General features: G+C 67.4%; 21 protein-coding genes. 17 read left to right on the top strand and 4 right to left on the bottom strand.

Annotated features, from left to right (window positions below; genetic code table 11):
- Positions 1 to 12: 12 nt before the first annotated feature.
- Positions 13 to 405, top strand: coding sequence for a response regulator (locus tag ACI2KI_RS08625; RefSeq protein ID WP_404619256.1), 393 nt, complete (start codon positions 13 to 15; stop codon positions 403 to 405).
- A 604-nt stretch (positions 406 to 1,009) separates the two neighbouring features.
- Here the strand turns inward: ACI2KI_RS08625 and ACI2KI_RS08620 are convergent.
- Positions 1,010 to 1,768: a 3-oxoacyl-ACP reductase gene (locus tag ACI2KI_RS08620; protein WP_404619254.1), complete on the bottom strand. Its 759-nt coding sequence runs from the start codon at positions 1,766 to 1,768 to the stop codon at positions 1,010 to 1,012.
- Between the two features lie 119 nt (positions 1,769 to 1,887).
- On the opposite strand from ACI2KI_RS08620, the gene ACI2KI_RS08615 reads away from it, so the two are divergent.
- From ACI2KI_RS08615 to ACI2KI_RS08595, 5 genes are all read left to right on the top strand, one after another.
- Positions 1,888 to 2,175: a metalloregulator ArsR/SmtB family transcription factor gene (locus tag ACI2KI_RS08615; RefSeq protein WP_404619252.1), complete on the top strand. Its 288-nt coding sequence runs from the start codon at positions 1,888 to 1,890 to the stop codon at positions 2,173 to 2,175.
- Positions 2,175 to 2,849: an SdpI family protein gene (locus ACI2KI_RS08610; RefSeq protein WP_404619250.1), complete on the top strand. Its 675-nt coding sequence runs from the start codon at positions 2,175 to 2,177 to the stop codon at positions 2,847 to 2,849. The genes ACI2KI_RS08615 and ACI2KI_RS08610 overlap by 1 nt, the downstream gene beginning before the upstream one ends.
- Before the next feature lie 28 nt (positions 2,850 to 2,877).
- Complete coding sequence (locus ACI2KI_RS08605; protein ID WP_404619248.1) at positions 2,878 to 3,795, top strand: alpha/beta hydrolase; 918 nt, start codon at positions 2,878 to 2,880, stop codon at positions 3,793 to 3,795.
- A gap of 145 nt (positions 3,796 to 3,940) precedes the next feature.
- On the top strand, positions 3,941 to 4,261 hold the full coding sequence (locus ACI2KI_RS08600) for a DMT family transporter (RefSeq protein WP_404619246.1): 321 nt from the start codon (positions 3,941 to 3,943) through the stop codon (positions 4,259 to 4,261).
- A gap of 46 nt (positions 4,262 to 4,307) precedes the next feature.
- Positions 4,308 to 4,964: a glutathione S-transferase family protein gene (locus ACI2KI_RS08595; protein WP_404619244.1), complete on the top strand. Its 657-nt coding sequence runs from the start codon at positions 4,308 to 4,310 to the stop codon at positions 4,962 to 4,964.
- 256 nt (positions 4,965 to 5,220) lie between these two features.
- Here the strand turns inward: ACI2KI_RS08595 and ACI2KI_RS08590 are convergent, their stop codons facing one another.
- Positions 5,221 to 6,912 carry a lytic transglycosylase domain-containing protein gene (locus ACI2KI_RS08590; protein ID WP_404619242.1) on the bottom strand — a complete coding sequence of 564 codons (1,692 nt, stop codon included), beginning with the start codon at positions 6,910 to 6,912 and terminating at the stop codon, positions 5,221 to 5,223.
- A 94-nt stretch (positions 6,913 to 7,006) separates the two neighbouring features.
- Positions 7,007 to 7,819, bottom strand: coding sequence for a uracil-DNA glycosylase family protein (locus tag ACI2KI_RS08585; RefSeq protein ID WP_404619240.1), 813 nt, complete (start codon positions 7,817 to 7,819; stop codon positions 7,007 to 7,009).
- Between the two features lie 191 nt (positions 7,820 to 8,010).
- Between ACI2KI_RS08585 and ACI2KI_RS08580 the strand changes: the two genes are divergently transcribed.
- The 9 genes from ACI2KI_RS08580 to ACI2KI_RS08540 all read left to right on the top strand — a co-directional run bounded on the left by ACI2KI_RS08580 (position 8,011) and on the right by ACI2KI_RS08540 (position 19,230).
- Positions 8,011 to 9,660: an electron transfer flavoprotein-ubiquinone oxidoreductase gene (locus ACI2KI_RS08580; RefSeq protein WP_404619608.1), complete on the top strand. Its 1,650-nt coding sequence runs from the start codon at positions 8,011 to 8,013 to the stop codon at positions 9,658 to 9,660.
- A 55-nt stretch (positions 9,661 to 9,715) separates the two neighbouring features.
- Positions 9,716 to 11,578 (top strand): tetratricopeptide repeat protein, encoded by a 1,863-nt coding sequence (locus tag ACI2KI_RS08575; protein ID WP_404619238.1) that lies wholly within the window; start codon positions 9,716 to 9,718, stop codon positions 11,576 to 11,578.
- A 4-nt stretch (positions 11,579 to 11,582) separates the two neighbouring features.
- Entirely contained in the window at positions 11,583 to 12,455 is an 873-nt protein-coding gene (locus ACI2KI_RS08570; protein WP_404619236.1) for a 4-(cytidine 5'-diphospho)-2-C-methyl-D-erythritol kinase, read from the top strand.
- Positions 12,456 to 12,516: 61 nt separating this feature from the next.
- Positions 12,517 to 13,404 (top strand): glycine--tRNA ligase subunit alpha, encoded by an 888-nt coding sequence (locus tag ACI2KI_RS08565; RefSeq protein ID WP_404619234.1) that lies wholly within the window; start codon positions 12,517 to 12,519, stop codon positions 13,402 to 13,404.
- A gap of 153 nt (positions 13,405 to 13,557) precedes the next feature.
- Entirely contained in the window at positions 13,558 to 15,627 is a 2,070-nt protein-coding gene (gene glyS / locus ACI2KI_RS08560; protein ID WP_404619232.1) for a glycine--tRNA ligase subunit beta, read from the top strand.
- 183 nt (positions 15,628 to 15,810) lie between these two features.
- Positions 15,811 to 17,112, top strand: a complete 1,302-nt coding sequence (gene purB, locus ACI2KI_RS08555; RefSeq protein ID WP_404619230.1) for an adenylosuccinate lyase — start codon at positions 15,811 to 15,813, stop codon at positions 17,110 to 17,112.
- 5 nt (positions 17,113 to 17,117) lie between these two features.
- Entirely contained in the window at positions 17,118 to 17,621 is a 504-nt protein-coding gene (locus ACI2KI_RS08550; protein WP_404619228.1) for a DNA-deoxyinosine glycosylase, read from the top strand.
- Positions 17,622 to 17,633: 12 nt separating this feature from the next.
- On the top strand, positions 17,634 to 18,473 hold the full coding sequence (gene purU, locus ACI2KI_RS08545) for a formyltetrahydrofolate deformylase (RefSeq protein ID WP_404619226.1): 840 nt from the start codon (positions 17,634 to 17,636) through the stop codon (positions 18,471 to 18,473).
- Between the two features lie 124 nt (positions 18,474 to 18,597).
- Positions 18,598 to 19,230 carry a fasciclin domain-containing protein gene (locus tag ACI2KI_RS08540; protein ID WP_404619224.1) on the top strand — a complete coding sequence of 211 codons (633 nt, stop codon included), beginning with the start codon at positions 18,598 to 18,600 and terminating at the stop codon, positions 19,228 to 19,230.
- A gap of 72 nt (positions 19,231 to 19,302) precedes the next feature.
- Here ACI2KI_RS08540 and ACI2KI_RS08535 read toward each other — a convergent pair whose 3' ends face one another.
- Positions 19,303 to 19,626, bottom strand: coding sequence for a DUF1476 domain-containing protein (locus tag ACI2KI_RS08535; protein WP_292084091.1), 324 nt, complete (start codon positions 19,624 to 19,626; stop codon positions 19,303 to 19,305).
- Between the two features lie 262 nt (positions 19,627 to 19,888).
- On the opposite strand from ACI2KI_RS08535, the gene purC reads away from it, so the two are divergent.
- Both purC and purS read left to right on the top strand, forming a co-directional pair.
- Entirely contained in the window at positions 19,889 to 20,647 is a 759-nt protein-coding gene (gene purC / locus ACI2KI_RS08530) for a phosphoribosylaminoimidazolesuccinocarboxamide synthase (protein ID WP_138140995.1), read from the top strand.
- The gene (gene purS, locus ACI2KI_RS08525) at positions 20,647 to 20,886 is read left to right on the top strand and encodes a phosphoribosylformylglycinamidine synthase subunit PurS (protein WP_207822657.1); all 240 of its coding nucleotides are present in this window, start codon (positions 20,647 to 20,649) and stop codon (positions 20,884 to 20,886) included. Before purC ends, purS begins: the two co-directional genes overlap by 1 nt.
- Positions 20,887 to 20,936 lie beyond the last annotated feature (50 nt).

The raw sequence follows: 20,936 nt of genomic DNA, 5'->3' as shown, positions 1-20,936 counted from the left end.
AGGAGCTCCGCCGTGAAAGTCTGCGTCATCGAGGACGATCCCCTTTTGTTGCGTCATCTGGAGGACATGCTGGAGCGTATGGATTACCAGGTCATGACCGCCGAAACTGTCGATCAAGGGTTGGACATCGTGCGAAAATGGTCGCCCGACGCCGTTCTGCTGGACATTTTGATGCCCGACCGGGACGGGCTGAACTTCATTATGGATACGCGTCATCTCAGGGAGACAATGCGGGTCGTCGCCATGACCGGCGGGGGTCGGCTCGGCCCCGGTCCCATTCTGCAGATGGCTTCCGGCCTCGGCGCTCACGCCGTCCTCACCAAGCCATTCACCGCGGAGGCTCTTGCGGATGCGCTGTGCGACCGGGGCAGCAAGCAAACCTCGGCCATAGGCGTCGACTGCTGACACTTAACTCTCGGCCAGCATCAGCTTGGCGGAAGTGACCGCAATGCTGGTCGCTATCATTGCAGAGAGCACGGCGATCCCGCCGCCCAATACCGCCAAGGTCAGCGCTGACCAGATCTCAGTCGCAGATGATATCGCTGGAAGAGCCCGATTGACCCTTCCCAGACTTTCGGAAGGTCCGCTTAAGGGCGTGAGACCGGCGCCTGAGGCGAACACCATCGCGGCCTTTCGTAGGAACGGCGGCGGTGCCCCGCAGAGGATTCGAACTTTCGGATCGAGTTGGTCTTGGACGTTAGATCCGGACGCGCGATTGCAACCCAGACGAGGCGCAATTCCCAGCGATGCGATCCGGGCGTAGGGCAAAATCGGGTTCAAAAGTAGGAACGAAAAGGAAAGAAAACAGGAACTACGTGAGCAAATTTTGCACACGCTACTTCGGAACTATTTGAATACAATCAGAAATCAAGGCGATCCATCATTGGGGCGACGGACAGTCTGTGCGGCGGATGTGGCGTCATGACCTCAAGGGGCGAGAGCGTTCGGGCGTTGGCCGCTCCTATAGGGCGAACCGGCCCAAAACGCGACCGACGTGCGGCCAAACCGCCTAGTCGCGGACCAGACCGCCGTCGACCACCAGGTTCTGACCCGTCACCGCCCGGCTCCACGGCGAGGCGAAGAACAGGACCGCGTCGGCGAACTCCTGCGGCGTGGTCACCGAGCGCAGCGGCGTCATCCCCGCGATCAGGTCGAACACCGCGTCCGGCGTCGCCGCACTGGCGTCCGTGGTCCGCAGCAGGCCGCCCGAGACCATGTTGACCGTGATCCCCGAGGGTCCCAGGTCGCCCGCCGCCGTCCGCGTCAGGCTGAGCAGAGCCGCCTTGGCGGCGGTGTAGTCGTGATAGGGCACGACCGGATTCTGGAACAGGTTGGTGCCGATGTTGACCACCCGGCCGAACCCCTGCGCGCTCATGCCCGGCGCCGTGGCCTGGATGACGTTCAGCGCGCCGAGGATCACGGTCGAGAACTGACGTTCCATGTCCGCCCAAGGAATGTCGGCCATCTGTGCCCGCGCGTCGCCGTTGAAGCTGTAGTCCAGGGCGTTGTTGACCACGGTGCTGATCGCCCCGCCGAAATGGGCCTCGGCCTGAGCGACCATGGCCTCGACGGCCGCCCGGTCCGTCACGTCGGCCTGAATGGCGACAGCCCGCTCGCCCAGTTCGGTCGCCAGAGCCTGCGCCTGCTCGCCGCTGGCGCGCCAGTTGATCACCACCCGCGCGCCCTGCCCTGCAAAGGCCCGCGCCGCCGCCGCGCCCACGCCGCGCGCGCCGCCGGTGATGAGAACGATCTGATCGCGGATTTCCATGAGAACGACTCGCAGCAAGAGAAACGACCTCAGCCATAGGCCGGGCGCCCGCCGAAGGCCAGCCGCACCTCAGCGAACACGGGTTGCATTTAGGGCTTTTCCTAATTAGTCTTTTCCCTATGAACAGTCTGTTCAAAGCCCTGTCGCACCCGGTGCGGCGACGCATCATCGCCATGCTGCGCTCCGGCCCCCTGTCCTCGGGCGAGATCGCCGCCGCCTTCGACATGAGCTGGCCGACGGTCACCGGGCATCTGAACGCGCTCAAGGAGGCCGAACTGGTCAGCACCGAGCGCGAAGGCCAGTCGATCCGCTATCGGCTGGAGATCTCGGCCGTCGAGGAGGCCCTGGCCTTCCTGATGGATCTGAGCGGAACGGGCAAAACGGACGAGGAGGAGCAAGAACCGTGATGAAAAACCTCACCCTGGCCGACACAGTCGCCGCCATCGCCTCGCTCCTGATCCTGACCGGGTCGGCATGGATCGCGGTCTATGGCCCCGAAACCCCGATCCCGGTGCATTTCGACGCCGCCGGGCAGGCCAATCGTTACGGCAGCCGCTACGAGCTCGCGGCTGTTCTGGCGGGACTGGCCTTGCTGAATTTGCTGGTCGCCTGGATGACTGGTCGTCAGGCCGCCTCCGTCGCCGACCCGGTCCGCCGCAAGGGGCTCCAACGCGGGCAATGGCTGTCGATCCTCATCATGGGGGCGGTCGCTGTCTTCGTCGCCTGGGCCAGCCTCGGCCCCGCCGCCGCGACCGGGGTGAGCCCTCCGGGCGTCGCCATGGCCTTTACCGCCTTCATCCTGCTAGCCACAGGCGCGATCCTTGGCCGGGTCAGCCCCAATCCCTTCATCGGGGTCAAGACGCCCTGGGCCTACAAGTCACGACTGGCCTGGGACCGTTCCAACCGGCTGGCCGGTCGGCTGATGTTCTGGCTGGGCGCGATCGGCCTGATCGCCAGTCCCTTCGTCATCCAACCCGCCGGAATGATCGCCCTGATCGTCGGCGTCCTGATCGCCGCCCTCTGGTCCGTGTTCGAAAGCTGGCGCGTCTGGCGCGCCGACCCTGAGCGCCAGCCTTTCTGACTTCTCACCCCACAAGACGGAGACAAGCATGCTGACCCTCGCCGCCGCCCTGCTGCTCTCGCCGGTTGCGACTCCGGTCGAACTGGCCTCGACCCCCGCCGCCCTGCACGGAACCCTGTTGACGCCAGAAGCCCAGACGCGCGCCGCCGCCGTCATCCTGCCCGGCTCCGGCCCCACCGACCGGGACGGAAACAGCGGTCAATTCGGCATCCGCGCCTCGACCTATCGTCTGCTGGCCGAGGGCCTGGCCGAGCGGGGCGTCGCCACCCTGCGCATCGACAAGCGCGGCATCGCCGGCAGCGCGGCGGCCGCGACCTCGGAAGCGGACCTGCGTTTCAACACATACGTCGACGACGCCCGCGCCTGGGCGGCCGAAGCGGCGGCGAAGACGGGCCAGCCCTGCGCTTGGCTGATCGGCCATAGCGAGGGCGCGCTGGTCGCCCTGGCCGCCGTCGCCGACCATAACGACAAGATCTGCGGCCTGGTGCTGCTGTCCGGCGCCGGTAGGCCGGCCGCCACCGTGCTGCGTGAACAGCTGGCCCCCCTGCCCGAGCCGCTGAAGATCCAGGCCTATGACGCCCTGTCCGAACTGGAAGCCGGACGCACGGTCGCCGACCCGCCCGCCGAACTGGCCGCCGTATTCCGCCCCTCGGTCCAGCCCTACATGATCTCATGGCTGGCGCTGGACCCGGCCCAACTGGCCGCTGCCTACGACGGTCCCATCTTCATCGGTCAGGGCGCGACCGACCTTCAGGTCAGCGTCGCCGACGCCGAGGCGATCAAGGCCGCCCAGCCGCGCGCCGCGCTGACGATCTGGGACGGCGTGAACCATGTGCTGAAGATCGCGCCAGCCGAGCGCACCGCCAATATCGCCACCTACATGGACCCGGCCCTGCCGCTGGCCCCCGGCGTGGTCGAGACGGTGGCGGACTTCATCCTGAAGTAGGCCGCCCCCCTCTCCTGGCGCGCCAGGCGGGCTCGACCTTGACTTCGGCCCGCCTTGTCCCAGATAGACATCTCAGAGGACGACCTCTCCCTTCTTGGGCATGACCGCCGGGACGACCCGGCTCGCCATGCAAGGGAGTAGCGTCATGGCCTGGATTTTCCTTCTTCTCGCCGGCGTCCTCGAGGTCGTCTGGGCCTTCTTGCTGAAGGCCTCGGACGGCTTCAGCAAGCCTTGGCCGACCCTAGGCATGATCGCCTTCATGATCCTGAGCTTCGGCCTGTTGTCGATGGCGATGAAAACCCTGCCGCTGGGCACGGCCTACGCCATCTGGACCGGCATCGGCGCGGTCGGCGCCTTCGTCGTCGGCGTCATGGTGCTGGGCGAGGCCCTGACGCCGATGCGGATTGGCGGGGTGGTGCTGATCGTCTCGGGCCTGGTTGTGCTGAAGCTCTCGTCCAGCCATTGATGGGCAGCAGCCATTGATAGACGATAGCCTCGAGGGAGCGACGGCCATGGAACTGGTGATCGGCGACAAGCTCTATTCCACCTGGTCGTTGCGCCCCTGGCTGGTGCTGAAGCGCTGCGGCGCGGACTTCACCGAGACGGTCATCCGCTTGAACCAGCCCGACACCGCCGAACAGATCGCGCTTCATTCGCCCGCCGGGCGGGTTCCGGTGCTCAAGGTCGACGGCGAGACCGTATGGGACAGCCTCGCCATCTCGGTCTGGTGCGCCGAGCGCTATCCCGAGGCCGGGCTGTGGCCCGCCGACGCCCATGCGCGTTGGCAGGCGCGGTCGGTGGTCTGTGAAATGCATTCGGGGTTCATGGCGCTGCGCACCGAATGCGGCATGGCCCCGGATCACTCCATGGTCGGCCCTGACCGCAGCCCGGCTCCGACGAGCGAGGCGGTGGCCGCCGACATCCGCCGTCTGGTGCAGATCTTCCGCGAGGCGCGCGCCCGCTTCGGCGCAGGCGGTCCCTATCTCTATGGCGAATGGTCGATCGCCGACGCCTTCTTCACCCCGGTGGCGGCGCGCTTCCGTCATTTCCAGATCGACCTCGCCGCGCACGGCGACGTGGACGGCGTAGCGCGCGCCTATGTCGACGCCCTGCTGGCTCAGCCGGATTTCGTCGCCTGGGGCGAGGACGCCCTGGCTAACGCGGCTTAAGCCTAGCCGCAAACCGGCGATTAACGAGTGATGTTACATTCTGTCCTCGCGGCGTCGGGCCGTGGGGGACAGGCGATGCGGACGATCAGTCGCAACACCAATTGGGCCAAGGTCGCCCGAGGTTACTTCCTGGCGGCTCTGGCCTTCGCCTTCGTCTGGGCCATGCTGCTGTCCAGCGTGGTCTGAACGGGGCTTTAAACTGGCGCAAAAGATCTGGGCTCTGACTGATCGCGTCGGCCAGAACCGATTTGGCTCTCTAACGCGTTCCGGCGACCGGGGCGGCCTCGGCCACCTGCAGGGGCGCGACCGGCGGCGGAGCCACATAGTCCAGACGGATCGGCACGGCCTTGGCGCCTGACGCCACGGCGTCCAGGGTGTTCAACGGCGCGCCCAGCATCCGCTGATAGATCCAGTAGGCCGCCACGACCTTCTCCACGTATTCGCGGGCCTGCGGCACGTCGATGGTCTCGATCAGCAGCAGGGGATCAGCGTCTGGCCCCAGCTTGCGGATCGCCGCCAGCATCGGCCCAGGACCGGCGTTGTAGGAAGCGACGGCTTTCAGAATATCGCCCTGGAAGGACTCGATCTGGAACAGGCGGTTCACATAGTCCTGACCCAGCTTCAGATTGGTGGCCGGGACATAGAGCCGTTCGGGGCTGCGGACATAGCCCTGATCCCCGGTCATATAGGCGGCGGTCGCGGGCATGACCTGCATCATGCCATAGGCGCCGGCTCCCGAGCGGGCGTTGGCGTTGAAGTCGGTTTCCTTGCGCGCGATCGCATAGACCAGCGCCTTCTCTATGGTGAAGCCGCCCTCGGGCTGGAGGTCGGGCATCGGATAGCGGGTGGCGTCGATGCGGGCCGCGTCAGCCTGGGCGGCCCGGTTCGGGGCCACGGTGCGATAGAGGCCTGCCCACAGGCGCCGTGCGCCATCGTCGCTCGCCGAGCGCATCCCGGTGCGGGCGGCTTCCTCGGCGTCATTGCGCCGACCGACTTCATAAAGAGCCACGGTGCGCCGGGCGGTTTCGTCCGAGCGGATGAAGGCGTTCAGTTCGCGCGCGTCGACGCCGGTCGGTTCGGGCGTGAAGCTGGCGCGCTGCAACGTCGCCTCATAGGCGCGCGGACCCAGGTTCTCGATAACGGGTTCTTCGCCCAACTGGCGCAGGGCGACCTGGCCGTAGAAGGTGGCGGGCCAGCGCGCGGCCAGGCGCAGGTTCTCCACCACCCGATCCTGACGGCCTGAACGACCGGCGGCGCGGGCCGTCCAGAAGGCGGCCCCGGCGCGGACCCAGGGATCCTCGGTCGGGTCCTGGGCCACGCGCTCGAAGGCGCGGAAGGCGTCGGAAAACTCGTTCATGCGCCAGGCGGCAAGCCCTGCGCTCCACCAGTCACCGATCTCGGCGCCGGTGCGATAGGCCCCCGCCAGATCGTCGTTGTTCAGGGCCACGCGCGCGGCCTTGGCCGGATCGGTGACGCCGCCGTCGTTGGCGCCGGTGACGCTGGCCCAGGTGCGCTCCAGCAGATTGCCGGGACGCTTCGGTTCGGGGGCGCCGTCGGGAATGCGACGCATGGCCAGGGTATAGACCCGCTGAGCCATGGGCAGGTCGGAATAGGTCTCCAGCCAGGCCGCCAGTTCGTCATAGGTGGCGACGTGGGTGGGGTGGAACAGGCGCTCGAACTCGACCTGACCCAGCAGGATGCGGTCCTGGGCCTGGCGGGCCGAGGCGCGGGCCAGCTCCAGATCGCCGCGTCGCAGGGCATCGAAGGCGGTGGTGTAGCTGAGCCGATCGGAACTGCTCAGGGCCGTGGGGGTTCTGTCAGAGTCGTTCGCGACATAGACCGTTCCGTCTTCAGCGCTGTTTTCAGAGGCCAGCGCGGCGGGAGCGACAATGGCGCAGAGCGCAGCGGCGAGCAGAGGCGCGAGCGCCGCGCGGTGGAAAAGGTACATACGCGGCGGCCCCCTTCGTCGGCGCTGCTCCCTTCTCGACGTCGGGATTCTCAGCGCTCTGTGGACTGGTCGTCAGCCGCCTAACATGCCTGACTCAGTCGTCAGGCTCAACCTGGGCCGTATCCAGACGCGCCGCCAGCGACAGGATGTCAGCCCAGGCGACCCGCTTGGCCTGCGGCTGACGCAGCAGGAAGGCGGGGTGCAGGGTGGTTATGGCGGGGGCCGCAGCCGCCCCGTCGTCGAGCCGCCATTCGCGCCACTGGCCGCGAATTTTCATCAGGCCTTCCTCGGTGTTCAGCACCGATTTCGCCGCCGCCGCCCCGACCAGAAGCACGGCCTTCGGCTGCATCAGGGCGAAGGTGCGCTCCACGAAGGGGGCGCAGGCGGCCTGCTCCTGCGGCGATGGGGGACGGTTACCGGGCGGCTTCCAGAAGACGGTGTTGGTCATGAGGACCTGATCGGCCAGACCCGCCGCCGCCAGCATCCGGTCCAGCAGTTGTCCGGCCTGCCCGACAAAAGGTTCGCCGCGCAGGTCCTCGGTTTCGCCGGGCGCCTCGCCGATCAGCAGGATCGAGCCCTTGGGATTGCCGCGTGCGAACACGGCCTGCTTGGCGCCCATGGCCCGCAGGGGGCAACCCTGGAAGTCAGCGACCGCGTCGGCCAGCGCCTCCATCGTCATGGCGGCGGCGGCGACACGGCGCGCCTCGGCCAAGGCGTCAGCTCCTGACATTCCCCCATGCAGGGCCGTGACCGTGGCGGCGGCCTTCTGCATCACCTGCGGCGCAGGCGGGGCGACGAAGACCGTGCGGTCGACCGGCTCGTTCAGGTAGCAGGCGTCCACCCCCGCATCGCGCCAGAAGGCGAACAGGGCTTCGGTTGCGGCGGTGTCGAGGGGCTGCGGCGTCATTCGCTGACAGGGATAAGCCTTGACCGCCGCTGCGTCACCTCATGATAAGGCGGATAACCACGACGATAACGAGGATTCAGGGGACCATGGGCGAGCAAGCGATCGAAGGCGGCGCAATCAACGCCTGGCAGGAAGCCGTCATCGACAAGCTGCCGCCGGCGGAAGCGTTGGAAGGCGTCGAGCGCGAGGTCATGGAATATGACGTCGTCATCGTCGGCGGCGGCCCCGCCGGCCTGTCCGCCGCCATTCGCCTGAAGCAGCGAGCCGAAAAGGACGGAAAAGAGATTTCCGTCGCCGTGCTGGAGAAATCCGCCGAGATCGGCGGCCACATCCTGTCGGGCGCCGTGATCGATCCCAAGGCCCTGAACGAGCTCTTCCCCGACTGGAAGGAGCGCGGCGCGCCGCTGGAGACCCCGGTGACCAAGGACAAGTTCCTTGTGCTGGGTCCGCAGGGCCAGGCCTCGCTGCCGATGTTCGCCATGCCGCCCTTCATGCACAATCACGGCTGCTACATCGCTTCGTTGGGCAATGTGGCGCGCTGGCTGGGCGAACAGGCCGAGGCCCTGGGCGTCGAGGTCTATCCCGGCATGGCCGCCAGCCATGTCGTCTGGGATGAGCCGTCGGGCCGGGTGAAGGGCGTCGTCGCCGGCGTTTTCGGCATCGACCGCGAGGGCAAGCCGACCGGCGACTTCCAGCCCGGTCTGGAACTGCACGGCAAGTATGTCTTCATCGCCGAGGGCGTGCGCGGCTCGCTGGCCAAGACCATCATGGCCCGCCACGACCTCACCGCGAACTCGGACCCGCAGAAGTTCGGAATCGGCCTGAAGGAGCTGTGGCAGATCCCGGCGGACAAGCACCAGCCCGGTCTGGTTCAGCACACGACCGGCTGGCCGCTGGACGACAAGACGGGCGGCGGATCCTTCCTGTACCACTTCGGCGACCGCTACGTGTCGGTCGGCTTCGTCGTGCACCTGAACTATCAGAACCCCTTCCTGTCGCCGTTCGACGAGTTCCAGCAGTTCAAGCACCACCCGGCTATCGCCGAGCATCTGGAGGGCGGCACGCGCATCTCCTACGGCGCCCGCGCCATCACCGAGGGCGGCTTCCAGTCGGTGCCCAGGCTGGCCTTCCCCGGGGGCGCCCTGATCGGCTGCTCGGCGGGCTTCGTGAACGTGCCGCGCATCAAGGGCAGCCACAACGCCATGAAGACCGGCATGCTGGCCGCCGACGCCGCCTATGAAGCCGTGATCGCGGGCCGCGAGGGCGACGTGCTGGACGCCTACGAGGCCGCCTACAAGACGTCCTGGGTCTACAAGGAGCTGAAGGTCGTCCGCAACGCCAAGCCCATGCTGTCCAAGCTGGGCACCATGATGGGCGGGGCGGTCAGCATGTTCGACATGTGGGTCAACCACCTGACGGGCGGCTTCTCCTTCTTCGGCACGATGAAGCACACCAAGACGGACGCGGCCTCGACCGGTCTGGCCAAGGACTTCAAGCCAATCACCTATCCCAAGCCGGACGGCAAGCTGTCGTTCGACAAACTGTCCAGCGTCTTCATCTCCAACACCAACCACGCCGAGGACCAGCCGGCCCACCTGAAGCTGCTGGACCCCAGCGTGCCGATCAACGTCAACCTGCCCAGGTACGGCGAACCGGCCCGGCTCTATTGCCCCGCGGGCGTCTATGAGGTGCTGACCGACGAGCAGGGCCAGAATCCGCGCTTCCAGATCAACGCCCAGAACTGCGTCCACTGCAAAACCTGCGACATCAAGGACCCGTCGCAGAACATCGTCTGGACCACGCCCGAAGGCGGCGGCGGCCCCAACTACCCGAACATGTAAGGCCCAGAGGTTTCAGCCTCTTGCAGGCGGAAGGGAAAGCGTGAAGGGTCCGCCCATGCGCTTCGCTTTCCGCCGCTCCGCCCTGTTCGCCGCCGCCTCGCTGATCGCGCTGGGTCTGGCCGCGCCGTCTCTGGCTCAGGACGCCCCGCAGACGCCGCCCGCTCAGGACGCGCCCGCCCAGCCTGAGCCTGACGCCGAGCCCGCCGAGACGCCCGACGCCACGGCGCCCGCCGACGAAGCGCCCGCCGCGCCCGAGATCGTCCCGATTCCGGCGATCTGGGCGCCGGTTCCCACAGATGCGGAACAGCACAGCGCCTATGGCCTCTATCTGGCCGGTCGCAACGCCCTGGTCAGCGGCGAAAGCGCGGCCGGCGCCGACTACCTGGCCCGGGTCGAGGCCCTGACCCCCGAACAGCCGCGCGTGCGCGAACAGGCCTTCACCGCCGCCCTGCTCGCCGGCGACCTCGATGTGGCGGGGCGGATCTCCCCCAACGGCGAAGGGGTTTCCCCCGTCATCGTTGAGGCCGGACGACTGGTCTCGGGCGTTCAGGCCTTCGTGGCAGGCGATGTTCGTCGCGCCGACGCCCTCTTCAAGGCCGCACCGATCGGTTCGCCGCATGATCGCGCCGGATTCTATGTCCAGGCCTGGATCGCCGCCGCCGCAGGCGACTGGGACCGAGCCCTGGCCGCGCCGCCGACGAGCTGGGATCCGGTCAGCATCCTGGTGGCGCGCGGCAACCGCGCCCGGCTGCTGGAGATTCGTCGCCAATATGACCAGGCCGACGCCGAATGGCGCGACCTGACCAACCACGCCGTCGCTTCGTCCCTGTTCCGTCTGCCCTATGGCGAGTTCCTGGAGCGGCGCGGCAAGCGCGACGAGGCCCTGGCTCAATACGACGCCGCCATCGCCGGCGGGGCCAGCGACCGGGCCACGCGTCAGGCCCAGGCCCGCGTGACGGCCAGGGGCCGAGCCCCGGCCCTTCTGACCTATCGTCAGGGCGCCGCCCTGGCGCTGAAGACGGCGGCGGATCAGGCCATCGCCCAGCGCGCCCTGGAGTTCGGCGCCGTCTATTTGCGCCTGGCCCTGAACCTGTCGCCCGACGACCCGACGCGCTTCATGATCGGTCAGACCCTGCAACAGGCCGAACTGGAGCCCGCAGCGCGCGTCGCCCTTGCCCAGGTCAGTGAGCGTGATCCTGAAATCTTCGCCGCCGCGCGGGTGCAGAGCGCGCTCAGCTTTGAAAAGGACGGCCAGTCCGAAGCGGCGCTGGCGGAGTTGAATCGCGCCGTCGCCGCCCGCCCGGCGGATGCCGCGGTCGCCTACCTGCTGGCGGGCCAACTGATCCAGATGAAGCGCTTTGAAGAAGCCCTGACAGTGCTGAACGGCCCTCTTCTGAACACGGCGCAGCAGGGTTTCGAGGTCAACTTCCTGCGGGGCGCTGCCTATGAAGCGCTGAACCGCAAGCCGGAGGCTGAGGCCGAACTGTGGGCCGCCTTGCAGAAGCAGCCCAACAATCCGACCGTGCTGAACTACCTCGGCTATCTATGGGTCGACGGCGGAACCCGGGTGGAGCAAGGGGCCGAAATGATCGCCCGCGCCTTCGCCGCCGATCCGTCGGACGGCAACATCCAGGACTCGCTCGGCTGGGCGCAATATCGTCGGGGGCAGTTCGAGGTCGCGGTCGAGACCCTGGAACAGGCCGTGGCCAAGGAGCCCGCCAACGCCGAGATCAACGACCACCTGGGCGACGCCTACTGGGCCGTGGGTCGCCAGCGCGAGGCAGGCTTTCAGTGGAACCGGGTGCTGACCCTGGAGGTCGACGCCGAGCGCAAGGCCGAGGTCGAGGCCAAGCTGCGCGACAAGCTGGGTCAGGATCCCACCGGCGACAAGGGCGCGGGCCTGGGCGCCGAGAGCTGACGGCGTGATCCTCAGCGGCCTGGCTCCGGCCAAGATCAATCTGTTCCTGCACGTCGGGCCGGTGGCGGCTGACGGCTATCACCCCCTGGCCAGTCTGGTGGCCTTCGCCGATGTCGGCGACGTGGTGACGGTCGCGCGGGCCGAGGCCCTGTCCCTGAGCGTGACCGGCCCGTTCGGCGCGGCGTTGGCGGGCGAAGGCGACAACCTGATCTTGCGTGGCTTGCGCGCGCTGGGCGAGGCCGCCGGGATCGGCGCGCCGCCGGTGGCTGTCAGCCTGGAAAAGAAGTTGCCCATTGCGGCCGGGCTGGGCGGCGGCTCGGCCGACGCGGGGACCGCCATCCGGCTGGCGGCGCGACTTCTGAACCTGAATCTGGACGAGGCGGCGCTTGAGGCCGTCGCGGGCGTGGTCGGGGCGGACGGCCCCATGTGCCTGCGCGCCCGTCCGGCCTGGGCGACCGGCCGAGGCGATGATCTGAACGATGAGCCGCGCCTGCCGCCGCTGCACGCGGTCCTGCTCAACCCCGGCCTGCCGTCGCCGACCGGGGCGGTCTACCGCGCCTATGACGACGCGCCCGCGGGCGGCGCCGACTACCCGAACGCGCCCGGCGACTGGTCGCCCGCCGCCGTGATCGACTGGCTGAAGGGCCAGCGCAACGATCTGGAAGCCCCTGCCCTGCGCGTGACCCCCGGCATAGCCGAGGCGTTGAGCGCCATGCGCGCCGCGCCGGGCTGCCGCCTGACGCGGATGTCTGGCTCGGGCGCGACGGTCTTTGGGCTGTTTGACGACGCGGCGGCGGCGGAAAACGCGGCGGTCGTGCTGCAACGCCCCGGCTGGTGGGTGCGATCCTGCCTGTTAGGAAATCCCGCGTCCGGTTGAGTTTCCGGCTCGCGCGCCCTAGGGTCCGCGCTCAAATTTTGCGCTGCGAAAACGAGCCGTCGTGACGACCGAACCCCTATCCTTCCAGGACCTGATCCTGACCCTGCACAAATACTGGGGCGACCAGGGCTGCGCCATTCTGCAGCCCTATGACATCGAGGTCGGCGCCGGCACCCTGCACCCGGCCACGGTGCTGCGCGCGCTCGGTCCCAAGCCGTGGAAGGCCGCCTACGTCCAGCCCTCGCGCCGTCCCGGCGACGGCCGCTATGGCGAGAACCCCAACCGGCTGCAGCACTATTACCAGTATCAGGTCATCCTGAAGCCGAACCCGGACAACCTGCAGGAGCTGTATCTCGGCTCGCTGGCCGCTATCGGCATCGACCCCAAGCTGCACGACATCCGCTTCGTCGAGGACGACTGGGAAAACCCCACCGTCGGCGCCTGGGGTCTGGGCTGGGAGGTCTGGTGCGACGGCATGGAGGTGACGCAGTTCACCTATTTCCAGGGCGTCGGCGGCATCGAGGTCGACGTGGTCTCGGGCGAGCTGACCTACGGGCTGGAGCGTCTGGCCATGTATGTTCAGGGCGTCGACAACGTCTATGACCTGAAGTTCAACAAGGAGGGGCTGACCTACGGCGAGGTCTTCCTCGAGAACGAGCGGCAGCAGTCCGAAGCAAACTTCCACGGCTATGACGTCGCCGCGCTGAAGCGCCGCTTCGAGGACATGGAGCGCGAGGCCGCCCACTTCCTGACGCTGAAGGGACCGCAGGGCCAGCCTCTGGTCCTGCCCGCCTATGACCAGGTGCTGAAGGCCTCGCACCTGTTCAACCTGATGGACGCCCGCGGCGCCATCGCCGTCGCCGAACGCCAGAGCTACATCGGCCGCATCCGCGACCTGTGCAAAGCCTGCGCCCTCGCTCAAGTCGAACACGAGAAGGCGACGTCGTGAGCCTATCCCTGCCGTCATTCCGGGGCGGCGCAGCCGAACCCGGAACCCAGGCGCCGGCGCTCAGCACGGCCCTTTCCGCTTTGAACTCCGCCGTCTGGGTCCCCGGATCGGCGTCGCTCCGCGACTTGTCCGGGGATGACGGAATTTAATCGAATGCCCCAGCTTCTCCTCGAAATCTTCTCCGAAGAAATCCCCGCCCGCATGCAGCAGGGCGCCGCGCGCGACCTGGAACGCATGGTCTCAGAGCGCCTGAAAGCGGCCGGCCTGACCTGGGAGGCGCTGAACGTTTTCGCCGGTCCGCGCCGCCTGACCCTGGTGATCGACGGCCTGCCCGCCGCCACGCCCGACCGCAACGAAGAGGTCAAGGGACCCAAGACCTCGGCTCCGGCCCAGGCGCTGGAAGGCTTCCTGCGCAAGACCGGCCTGACGCAGGACCAACTGGTCGAGCGCGACGGGATCTGGTTCGCCGAGATCAGCAGCAAGGGCCGTCAGACGACCGAGGTCTTCGCTGAAGCCGTCGATCAGATCGTCCGCAGCTTCCCCTGGCCCAAGTCGATGCGCTGGGGCACGGGCAGCCTGCGCTGGGTGCGCCCGATCAAGCGCATCATCGCCCTGTTCGACGGGGCGTTGGTTCCGTTCGAGATCGACGGCATCCAATCGGGCGACGTGACCGAGGGCCATCGCTTCCTCGGCAGCGGCAAGCCGTTCGCGGTCAAGGACTTCGCCGACTACCGCGCCAAGCTGGAACGCGACTTCGTCCTGATCGACGTGGCCGACCGCAAGCTGCGCATTCTGGAAGCCGCCAAGGCCGCCTGCGCCGCGCGCGGTCTGGTGCTGGTCGATGACGACGGCCTGCTGGACGAGGTGGCCGGTCTGGCCGAATGGCCGACGCCGATCCTGGGCGACATGGACCCGCAGTTCCTGTCCCTGCCGCCCGAAGTGGTCCGCCTGTCGATGAAGGTGCACCAGAAGTATTTCGCCGTGCGCGATCCGTCGAAAGACGGCCTGGCGCCCAACTTCCTCGTCGTCGCCAACGTCGAGGCGACCGACGGCGGTCAGGCTCTGGCCGCCGGCAACAGCCGCGTCCTGTCGGCCCGCCTGAACGACGCCCGCTTCTTCTGGGACGAGGACCAGAAGGTCGGCTTCGACGCCTGGAACGACAAGTTGGCGGGCGTCACCTTCCACGCCAAGCTGGGCACCCTGGCCGAGCGCGTCGATCGCATCGCCGCCCTGGCTCGTGAAATCGCCCCTCTGGTCGGCGCCGACGCCGATCAGGCCGAACAGGCCGCTCGCCTGTCCAAGGCCGATCTGGCCAGCGGCATGGTCAGCGAGTTCCCGGAACTGCAGGGGATCATGGGCGGCTACTACGCCCGTCTGGCCGGCTACCCCGACGCCGTCGCCGACGCCGTGCGCGACCACTACAAGCCGCAAGGTCCGGGCGACAGCGTCCCGACCGCCCCGGTCACGGTCGCAGTCGCCATCGCCGAGAAGCTGGACACCCTGGTCGGCTTCTTCGCCATCGACGAAAAGCCCACGGGCTCGCGCGACCCTTACGCCCTGCGCCGCGCCGCGCTGGGCGTGATCCGGTTGGTGCTGGAAAATGACGCCCGCATCGGTCTGCGCCGCGACGCCTTCGCGGCGGCCATGGCGGCTCTGGAGAAGGGCAATGTTCAGCGCGCCGTCGACAAGCTCGCGGTCGAAACTGAACTCAGCGCCTTCTTCGCCGACCGCCTGACCGTCCTGTTGCGCGATCAGGGCCAACGCCACGACCTCGTGGCCGCCGTCTTCGCTCTGGGCGACGACGATCTGGTGCGGATCGTGCGTCGGGTGGAGGCGCTGGCCGCCTTCCTCGCCACGGACGACGGGGCCAACCTGCTGGCCGGCTACAAGCGGGCCTCCAACATCCTCAAGGCCGAGGAGAAGAAGGGACCGCTGCCCGAGGGCGCTGTCGCCACCGGCCTGCCGAACCAGCCGGCGGAAGAAACCGCCCTGGCCTTCGCCGCCGCCGCCGCCGCAACGGCGGTGGACGCCGCCCTGGAGACCGAAGACTTCGCCGCCGCCATGACGGCCCTGGCCGCCTTGCGCGGTCCGGTGGACGCCTTCTTCACCGCCGTCATGGTCAACTCCGACGTGGCCGAGGAGCGTGACAACCGCCTGAAGCTGCTGGGCCAGGTGCGCGACGTCATGGGCCGGGTCGCCGACTTCGGCCAGATCGCGGGCTAAGGCGCTCGTATCCACGGTTCACGAAGGGCTGCGGGACACGACGTCCTGCAGCCCTTTTTGATGCCTGCAGCCCCTTCATCCGCCCGCTTCGGGGCCGTCCCGGCGGGGTAGGCGCGATCTTTAAGCGATGACGCGCGTCGCAAACCTTGACTCCCCGCCCCTCTGGACCGACACGACGCGTCCATGATCACGCGCTATACCCGCCCCGAAGCCGTCGCCATCTGGTCGCAAGAGACCAAGTACAAGATCTGGTTCGAGATCGAGGCCCACGCCGCCACCAAGATGGCGGAACTGGGCGTGATCCCGAAGGAATCGGCCGAGGCCATCTGGGCCAAGGGCAAGGACGCGACCTTCGACGCCGACCGCATCGACGAGATCGAACGCACCACCAAGCACGACGTCATCGCTTTCCTGACCCATGTGTCGGAAATCGTCGGCGAGGAAGCCCGCTTCCTGCACCAGGGCATGACGTCGTCCGACGTGCTGGACACCTGCTTCGCGGTGCAACTGGCCCGCTCGACCGACCTGCTGCTGGGCGGCGTCGACCGGGTTCTGGCCGCGCTGGAAGTCCGCGCCAAGGAGCACAAATACACCCCGACCGTGGGCCGTTCGCACGGCATCCACGCCGAGCCGGTGACCTTCGGCCTGAAGCTGGCCGGCTATCACGCCGAGTTCCAGCGGGCGAAACGCCGCCTGATCACGGCGCGCGAGGAGATCGCCACCTGCGCCATCTCGGGCGCCGTCGGCACCTTCGCCAACGTCGATCCGGCGGTTGAGCAATATGTCGCCGACCAGATGGGCCTGGCTGTCGAGCCCGTCTCGACCCAGGTCATCCCGCGCGACCGTCACGCCGCCTACTTCGCCGCCCTGGGCGTCGTCGCCTCCTCGGTCGAGCGTCTGGCCGTCGAGATCCGCCACCTGCAGCGCACGGAAGTCCTCGAAGCCGAGGAGTTCTTCGACAAGGGTCAGAAGGGCTCGTCGGCCATGCCGCACAAGCGCAACCCGATCCTGACCGAGAACCTGACCGGTCTGGCCCGTCTGGTCCGCTCGGCCGTGACCCCGGCGATGGAGAACGTCGCCCTGTGGCACGAGCGCGACATCAGCCACTCCTCGGTCGAGCGCGGCATCGGCCCCGACGCCACGGTCCATCTGGACTTCGCCCTGCACCGTCTGGCGGGCGTGATCGAGCGCCTGAACGTCTATCCCGAGAACATGCAGAAGAACCTCGACCGCCTGGGCGGCCTGGTCTTCTCGCAACGGGTCATGCTGGCCCTGACCCAGGAAGGCGTCTCGCGCGAGGACGCCTATGCCGCGGTTCAGGAGAACGCCATGAAGGTCTGGCGCGGCGAAGGCCGCTTCATCGACTTCCTCAAGGCCGACGCCCGCGTCACCCTGCCCCACGACCAGCTCGAGGCCCTGTTCGACCTCAGCTATCACACCAAGAACGTCGACGTGATCTTCAAGCGGGTGTTCGGCGAGGGCTGAGACCCTTGTCTGCGGTTGGGCGGTACGTCGGCTTCGAGCCTGTCGTCGACGCTCGCACCCGCGTCCTGATCCTGGGCAGCCTGCCCGGCGACGCCTCGCTGAAGGCGGCCCAGTACTACGCCCATCCGCGCAACGCCTTCTGGCCGCTGATCGGCGGGCTGCTGGGCGAGGGCCTGCCCGCCCTGCCCTATGAGGATCGGCTGGATCGTCTGAAAGCGCGCGGCGACGGCCTGTGGGACGTCATCGCCTCGGCGGAGCGTTCAGGTAGTCTGGACGCCACCATCCGCTCGCCCGAGGCCGCTGACCTGCGCGGTCTGGCGACGAGTCTGCCGAAGTTGCGCGCCGTCGCCTTCAACGGCGGGCTGGCGGCGAAGCTGGGCCGGCGCATCCTGGGCGATCTGCACGGCGTCACCCTGATCGATCTGCCGTCGTCCAGTCCGGCGCACGCAATATCCTTGTCGGCAAAGGCGGAAAGCTGGGCCATACTAAACAACTTCCTTCCCGATTAAGTCGACCGCCCGATGATCCTGACCCTGTCCTGCCCCGACCGCCACGGCATCGTGGCGGCCGTCTCCGCCTTCCTGCTGGAGCGGGACGCCAACATCTCGGACGCCCAGCAGTTCGGCGACGCCCTGATCGGCTACTTCTTCATGCGGGTGGTGTTCGAGCCGGCCGAGGGAGACGCCGAGGCCGCCCTTCGAAACGGCTTCGCACCGCTGGCCCAGCGCTTCGAGATGGACTGGACCCTGCGCGGGCCCGAGCCGCGCAAGGTGGTGATCCTGACCTCGCGGTTCGATCATTGCCTGGCCGACCTGCTGTACCGCTGGCGTATCGACGAACTGCCGATGCAGGTGACGGCCGTGGTCTCCAACCATCCGCGCGACATGATCGGCCACGTCGATCTGGGCGACCTGCCCTTCCACTACCTGCCGATGAGCGGCGACAAGGCGGCGCAGGAGGCGCGGCTGCTGGCCCTGATCGAAGAAACCGGGACGGAGCTGGTGGTGCTGGCGCGCTACATGCAGGTCCTGTCAGACGAGCTGGCCGGGCGGCTGGCGGGGCGCTGCATCAACATCCACCATTCCTTCCTGCCGGGGTTCAAGGGGGCCAAGCCCTATCATCAGGCCCATGCGCGCGGCGTGAAGGTGATCGGTGCCACAGCCCACTACGTCACCGCCGACCTCGACGAAGGCCCCATCATCGAGCAGGACGTGGAGCGCATCAGCCACCGCGACGCCCCCGCCGACCTGATCCGCAAGGGCCGCGACATCGAGCGCCGCGTCCTGGCCCGCGCCGTCTCCCATCACCTGCACGACCGCGTCCTGATGCACGACGGAAAGACGATCGTTTTCGCCGATTGAGGCCGCGCGGCGATCACAGGTCGCGCCGGATAATTTGAAGGAGGCCGCATCCTTTTGCGGCCCTCGACCGTAGTTCTCCCCGACGCCGCGCCCCAAACCGAGCGGACGTCGATGGAGAAACGCCATGAAAATCACCCGAACCGCCACCTTCGCCACCGTATCCGTCGCCGCCCTGCTGGCGCTGGCCGCCTGCGGCAACAACGAAACCAAGGTCGAAAAGGCGCCGGCAGACGCCATGCCCGCCGAGCCCGCCGCCATGACCCCCATGGCGACCGAGCCCATGGTCGGCGGCGTGGCCATGAACCCCGCCGACAACATCGTCGCCAACGCCTCCAAGGCGCCGAACCTGACCACCTTGGTCGCCGCGGTGCAGGCCGCCGGACTGGCCACGACCCTGCAAGGGGCCGGGCCCTTCACCGTTTTCGCCCCGGACAACGCCGCTTTTGAAAAGATCCCGGCGGCCACGCGTGAAGGCCTGATGCAACCGGCCCAGAAGGCGGCCTTGACCAAGATCCTGACCTATCACGTCGTGCCCGGTCGACTGACCGCCGCCGACATCGCCGCCGAGGCCCAGAAGGGCGGCGGAACCGCCACCCTGACCACGGTCCAGGGCGAGAAGCTGACGGTCAAGGACGCCGGCGGCGGCAAGTGGACCATCACCGACGCCAAGGGCGGAACCTCGACCATCACCCAGGCCGACGTCGGCCAGTCGAACGGCGTGGTCCACGTCATCGACACGGTGCTGATGCCGAAGTAACGACCTTGAATGAAGAAGGGCCGCTGCCGTCGCCGGCAGCGGCCCTTCTGATTTCGGTCGGAGGAGCTGAGCTTACTCGCCGGCGCGAATCTGTTCGCGGGCGATCGAGGCCAGTTCGTCCATCTTGGAGCGCAATTCGCCCTCGGACACCGTCAGGCCCGAAGCCTTGAAGTCGCCGGCGATCTTACGGAACACGTCTTCCTCGCCCGGCTGCTCGAAATCGGCGCGAACCACGGCGGCGGCGTATTGCTCCGCGCTATCGGCCGACAGTTCCATCTTCTCGGCCGCCCACAGGCCCAGCATCTTGTTACGACGCGCGATGGCCTTGAACTCTTGTTCCTGATCGAGGGCGTATTTGGACTCGTAGCCCTTTTCCCGATCGTCGAAGGTCGTCATGCGCGTAGTCACTCCAGTGGCGGACGGAATTAGGGTCCGCAACGCCGTCTATAGCCCCCTCGCGCGCGAACGCAACCGGACTCGCGGTCGCGGTACTGACGCTAGGTTACAGGAGGATATTTGTGTCACAGGCCCCGTTCGGCTAAAGGGCGTGCGGTCTTATATAGCCGCCGTCGATTCAGGATCGCGCCGCCCACAATCGCAGGGCCGCGCGCTTTTCGTTTTGAGGCCGTCCGTTTCCTCCCCGTCCGGGACCCGAGTGATGAACACCAAGCGCAAGAAGCTCTATGAGGGCAAGGCCAAGATCCTGTATGAGGGTCCCGAGCCGGGCACGCTGATCCAGTATTTCAAGGACGACGCGACCGCCTTCAACGCGCAGAAGAAGGCGACCCTGGAAGGCAAGGGCGTCATCAACAACCGCATCAGCGAATTCATCATGTCGCGCCTGAACTCGATCGGCGTGACCAACCACTTCATCAAGCGCCTGAACCTGCGCGAGCAGCTGATCCGCGAAGTCGAGATCATTCCGCTGGAAGTCGTCTGCCGCAACGTCGTCGCCGGTTCGCTGGCCACGCGCCTGGGTCAGGAAGAGGGTACGCCCCTGCCCCGTTCGATCATCGAATTCTACTACAAGAAGGATGAGCTGAACGACCCGATGGTGACGGAAGAGCACATCACCGCCTTCAACTGGGCCACAACCCAGGAACTCGACGACATCCTGGCGATGACGGTCCGCGTCAACGACTACCTGTGCGGCATGTTCGGCGCGGTCGGCATCACCCTGGTCGACTTCAAGATTGAGTTCGGCCGCGTGTGGGAAAACGACTTCGCCCGCGTCATCCTGGCCGACGAGATCAGCCCGGACAGCTGCCGTCTGTGGGACTCGACCACCGGCGAGAAGCTGGACAAGGACCGCTTCCGTCGCGACATGGGCGACGTGATCGAAAGCTACACCGAGGTGGCCCGCCGCCTCGGCATCATGAAAGACATGCCGACCGTGATCCAAGGAGGACTGCACTAATGGCCAAGGTGAAAGTTCACGTCTTCCTGAAGCCCGGCGTCCTGGACGTTCAGGGCAAGGCCGTTGAAGGCGCCCTGCAGGGTCTGGGCTGGGCCGGCGTCGCCAACGCCCGCGTCGGCAAGCTGATCGAGTTCGACCTCGACGACAGCGTTTCCGACAAGGAAGCCGAGGTGAAGCGCATGTGCGACACCCTGCTGGCCAACACGGTCATCGAAAGCTACCGCATCGAAGTCGCCTGAGGCCGAATACGGTTTGACGTTCAAGGCCGCTCGAAAGAGCGGCCTTTTTC

The organism is Brevundimonas sp. NPDC046655 (assembly GCF_044901625.1).
Classification (GTDB): domain Bacteria; phylum Pseudomonadota; class Alphaproteobacteria; order Caulobacterales; family Caulobacteraceae; genus Brevundimonas.
The sequence above is the reverse complement of the archived record's forward strand: the minus strand, read 5'-3'. Positions and strand labels throughout refer to the sequence as shown.

Excerpts from the sequence above, each read along its gene's own strand:
- ACI2KI_RS08620 (WP_404619254.1), bottom strand. The coding sequence starts at position 1,768 with ATGGAAATCCGCGATCAGATCGTTCTCATCACCGGCGGCGCGCGCGGC.
- ACI2KI_RS08615 (WP_404619252.1), top strand. The coding sequence starts at position 1,888 with ATGAACAGTCTGTTCAAAGCCCTGTCGCACCCGGTGCGGCGACGCATC.
- ACI2KI_RS08610 (WP_404619250.1), top strand. The coding sequence starts at position 2,175 with ATGAAAAACCTCACCCTGGCCGACACAGTCGCCGCCATCGCCTCGCTC.
- ACI2KI_RS08605 (WP_404619248.1), top strand. The coding sequence starts at position 2,878 with ATGCTGACCCTCGCCGCCGCCCTGCTGCTCTCGCCGGTTGCGACTCCG.
- ACI2KI_RS08600 (WP_404619246.1), top strand. The coding sequence starts at position 3,941 with ATGGCCTGGATTTTCCTTCTTCTCGCCGGCGTCCTCGAGGTCGTCTGG.
- ACI2KI_RS08595 (WP_404619244.1), top strand. The coding sequence starts at position 4,308 with ATGGAACTGGTGATCGGCGACAAGCTCTATTCCACCTGGTCGTTGCGC.
- ACI2KI_RS08590 (WP_404619242.1), bottom strand. The coding sequence starts at position 6,912 with ATGTACCTTTTCCACCGCGCGGCGCTCGCGCCTCTGCTCGCCGCTGCG.
- ACI2KI_RS08585 (WP_404619240.1), bottom strand. The coding sequence starts at position 7,819 with ATGACGCCGCAGCCCCTCGACACCGCCGCAACCGAAGCCCTGTTCGCC.
- ACI2KI_RS08580 (WP_404619608.1), top strand. The coding sequence starts at position 8,011 with ATGGAATATGACGTCGTCATCGTCGGCGGCGGCCCCGCCGGCCTGTCC.
- ACI2KI_RS08575 (WP_404619238.1), top strand. The coding sequence starts at position 9,716 with ATGCGCTTCGCTTTCCGCCGCTCCGCCCTGTTCGCCGCCGCCTCGCTG.
- glyS (WP_404619232.1), top strand. The coding sequence starts at position 13,558 with ATGCCCCAGCTTCTCCTCGAAATCTTCTCCGAAGAAATCCCCGCCCGC.
- purB (WP_404619230.1), top strand. The coding sequence starts at position 15,811 with ATGATCACGCGCTATACCCGCCCCGAAGCCGTCGCCATCTGGTCGCAA.
- purU (WP_404619226.1), top strand. The coding sequence starts at position 17,634 with ATGATCCTGACCCTGTCCTGCCCCGACCGCCACGGCATCGTGGCGGCC.
- ACI2KI_RS08540 (WP_404619224.1), top strand. The coding sequence starts at position 18,598 with ATGAAAATCACCCGAACCGCCACCTTCGCCACCGTATCCGTCGCCGCC.
- ACI2KI_RS08535 (WP_292084091.1), bottom strand. The coding sequence starts at position 19,626 with ATGACGACCTTCGACGATCGGGAAAAGGGCTACGAGTCCAAATACGCC.
- purC (WP_138140995.1), top strand. The coding sequence starts at position 19,889 with ATGAACACCAAGCGCAAGAAGCTCTATGAGGGCAAGGCCAAGATCCTG.
- purS (WP_207822657.1), top strand. The coding sequence starts at position 20,647 with ATGGCCAAGGTGAAAGTTCACGTCTTCCTGAAGCCCGGCGTCCTGGAC.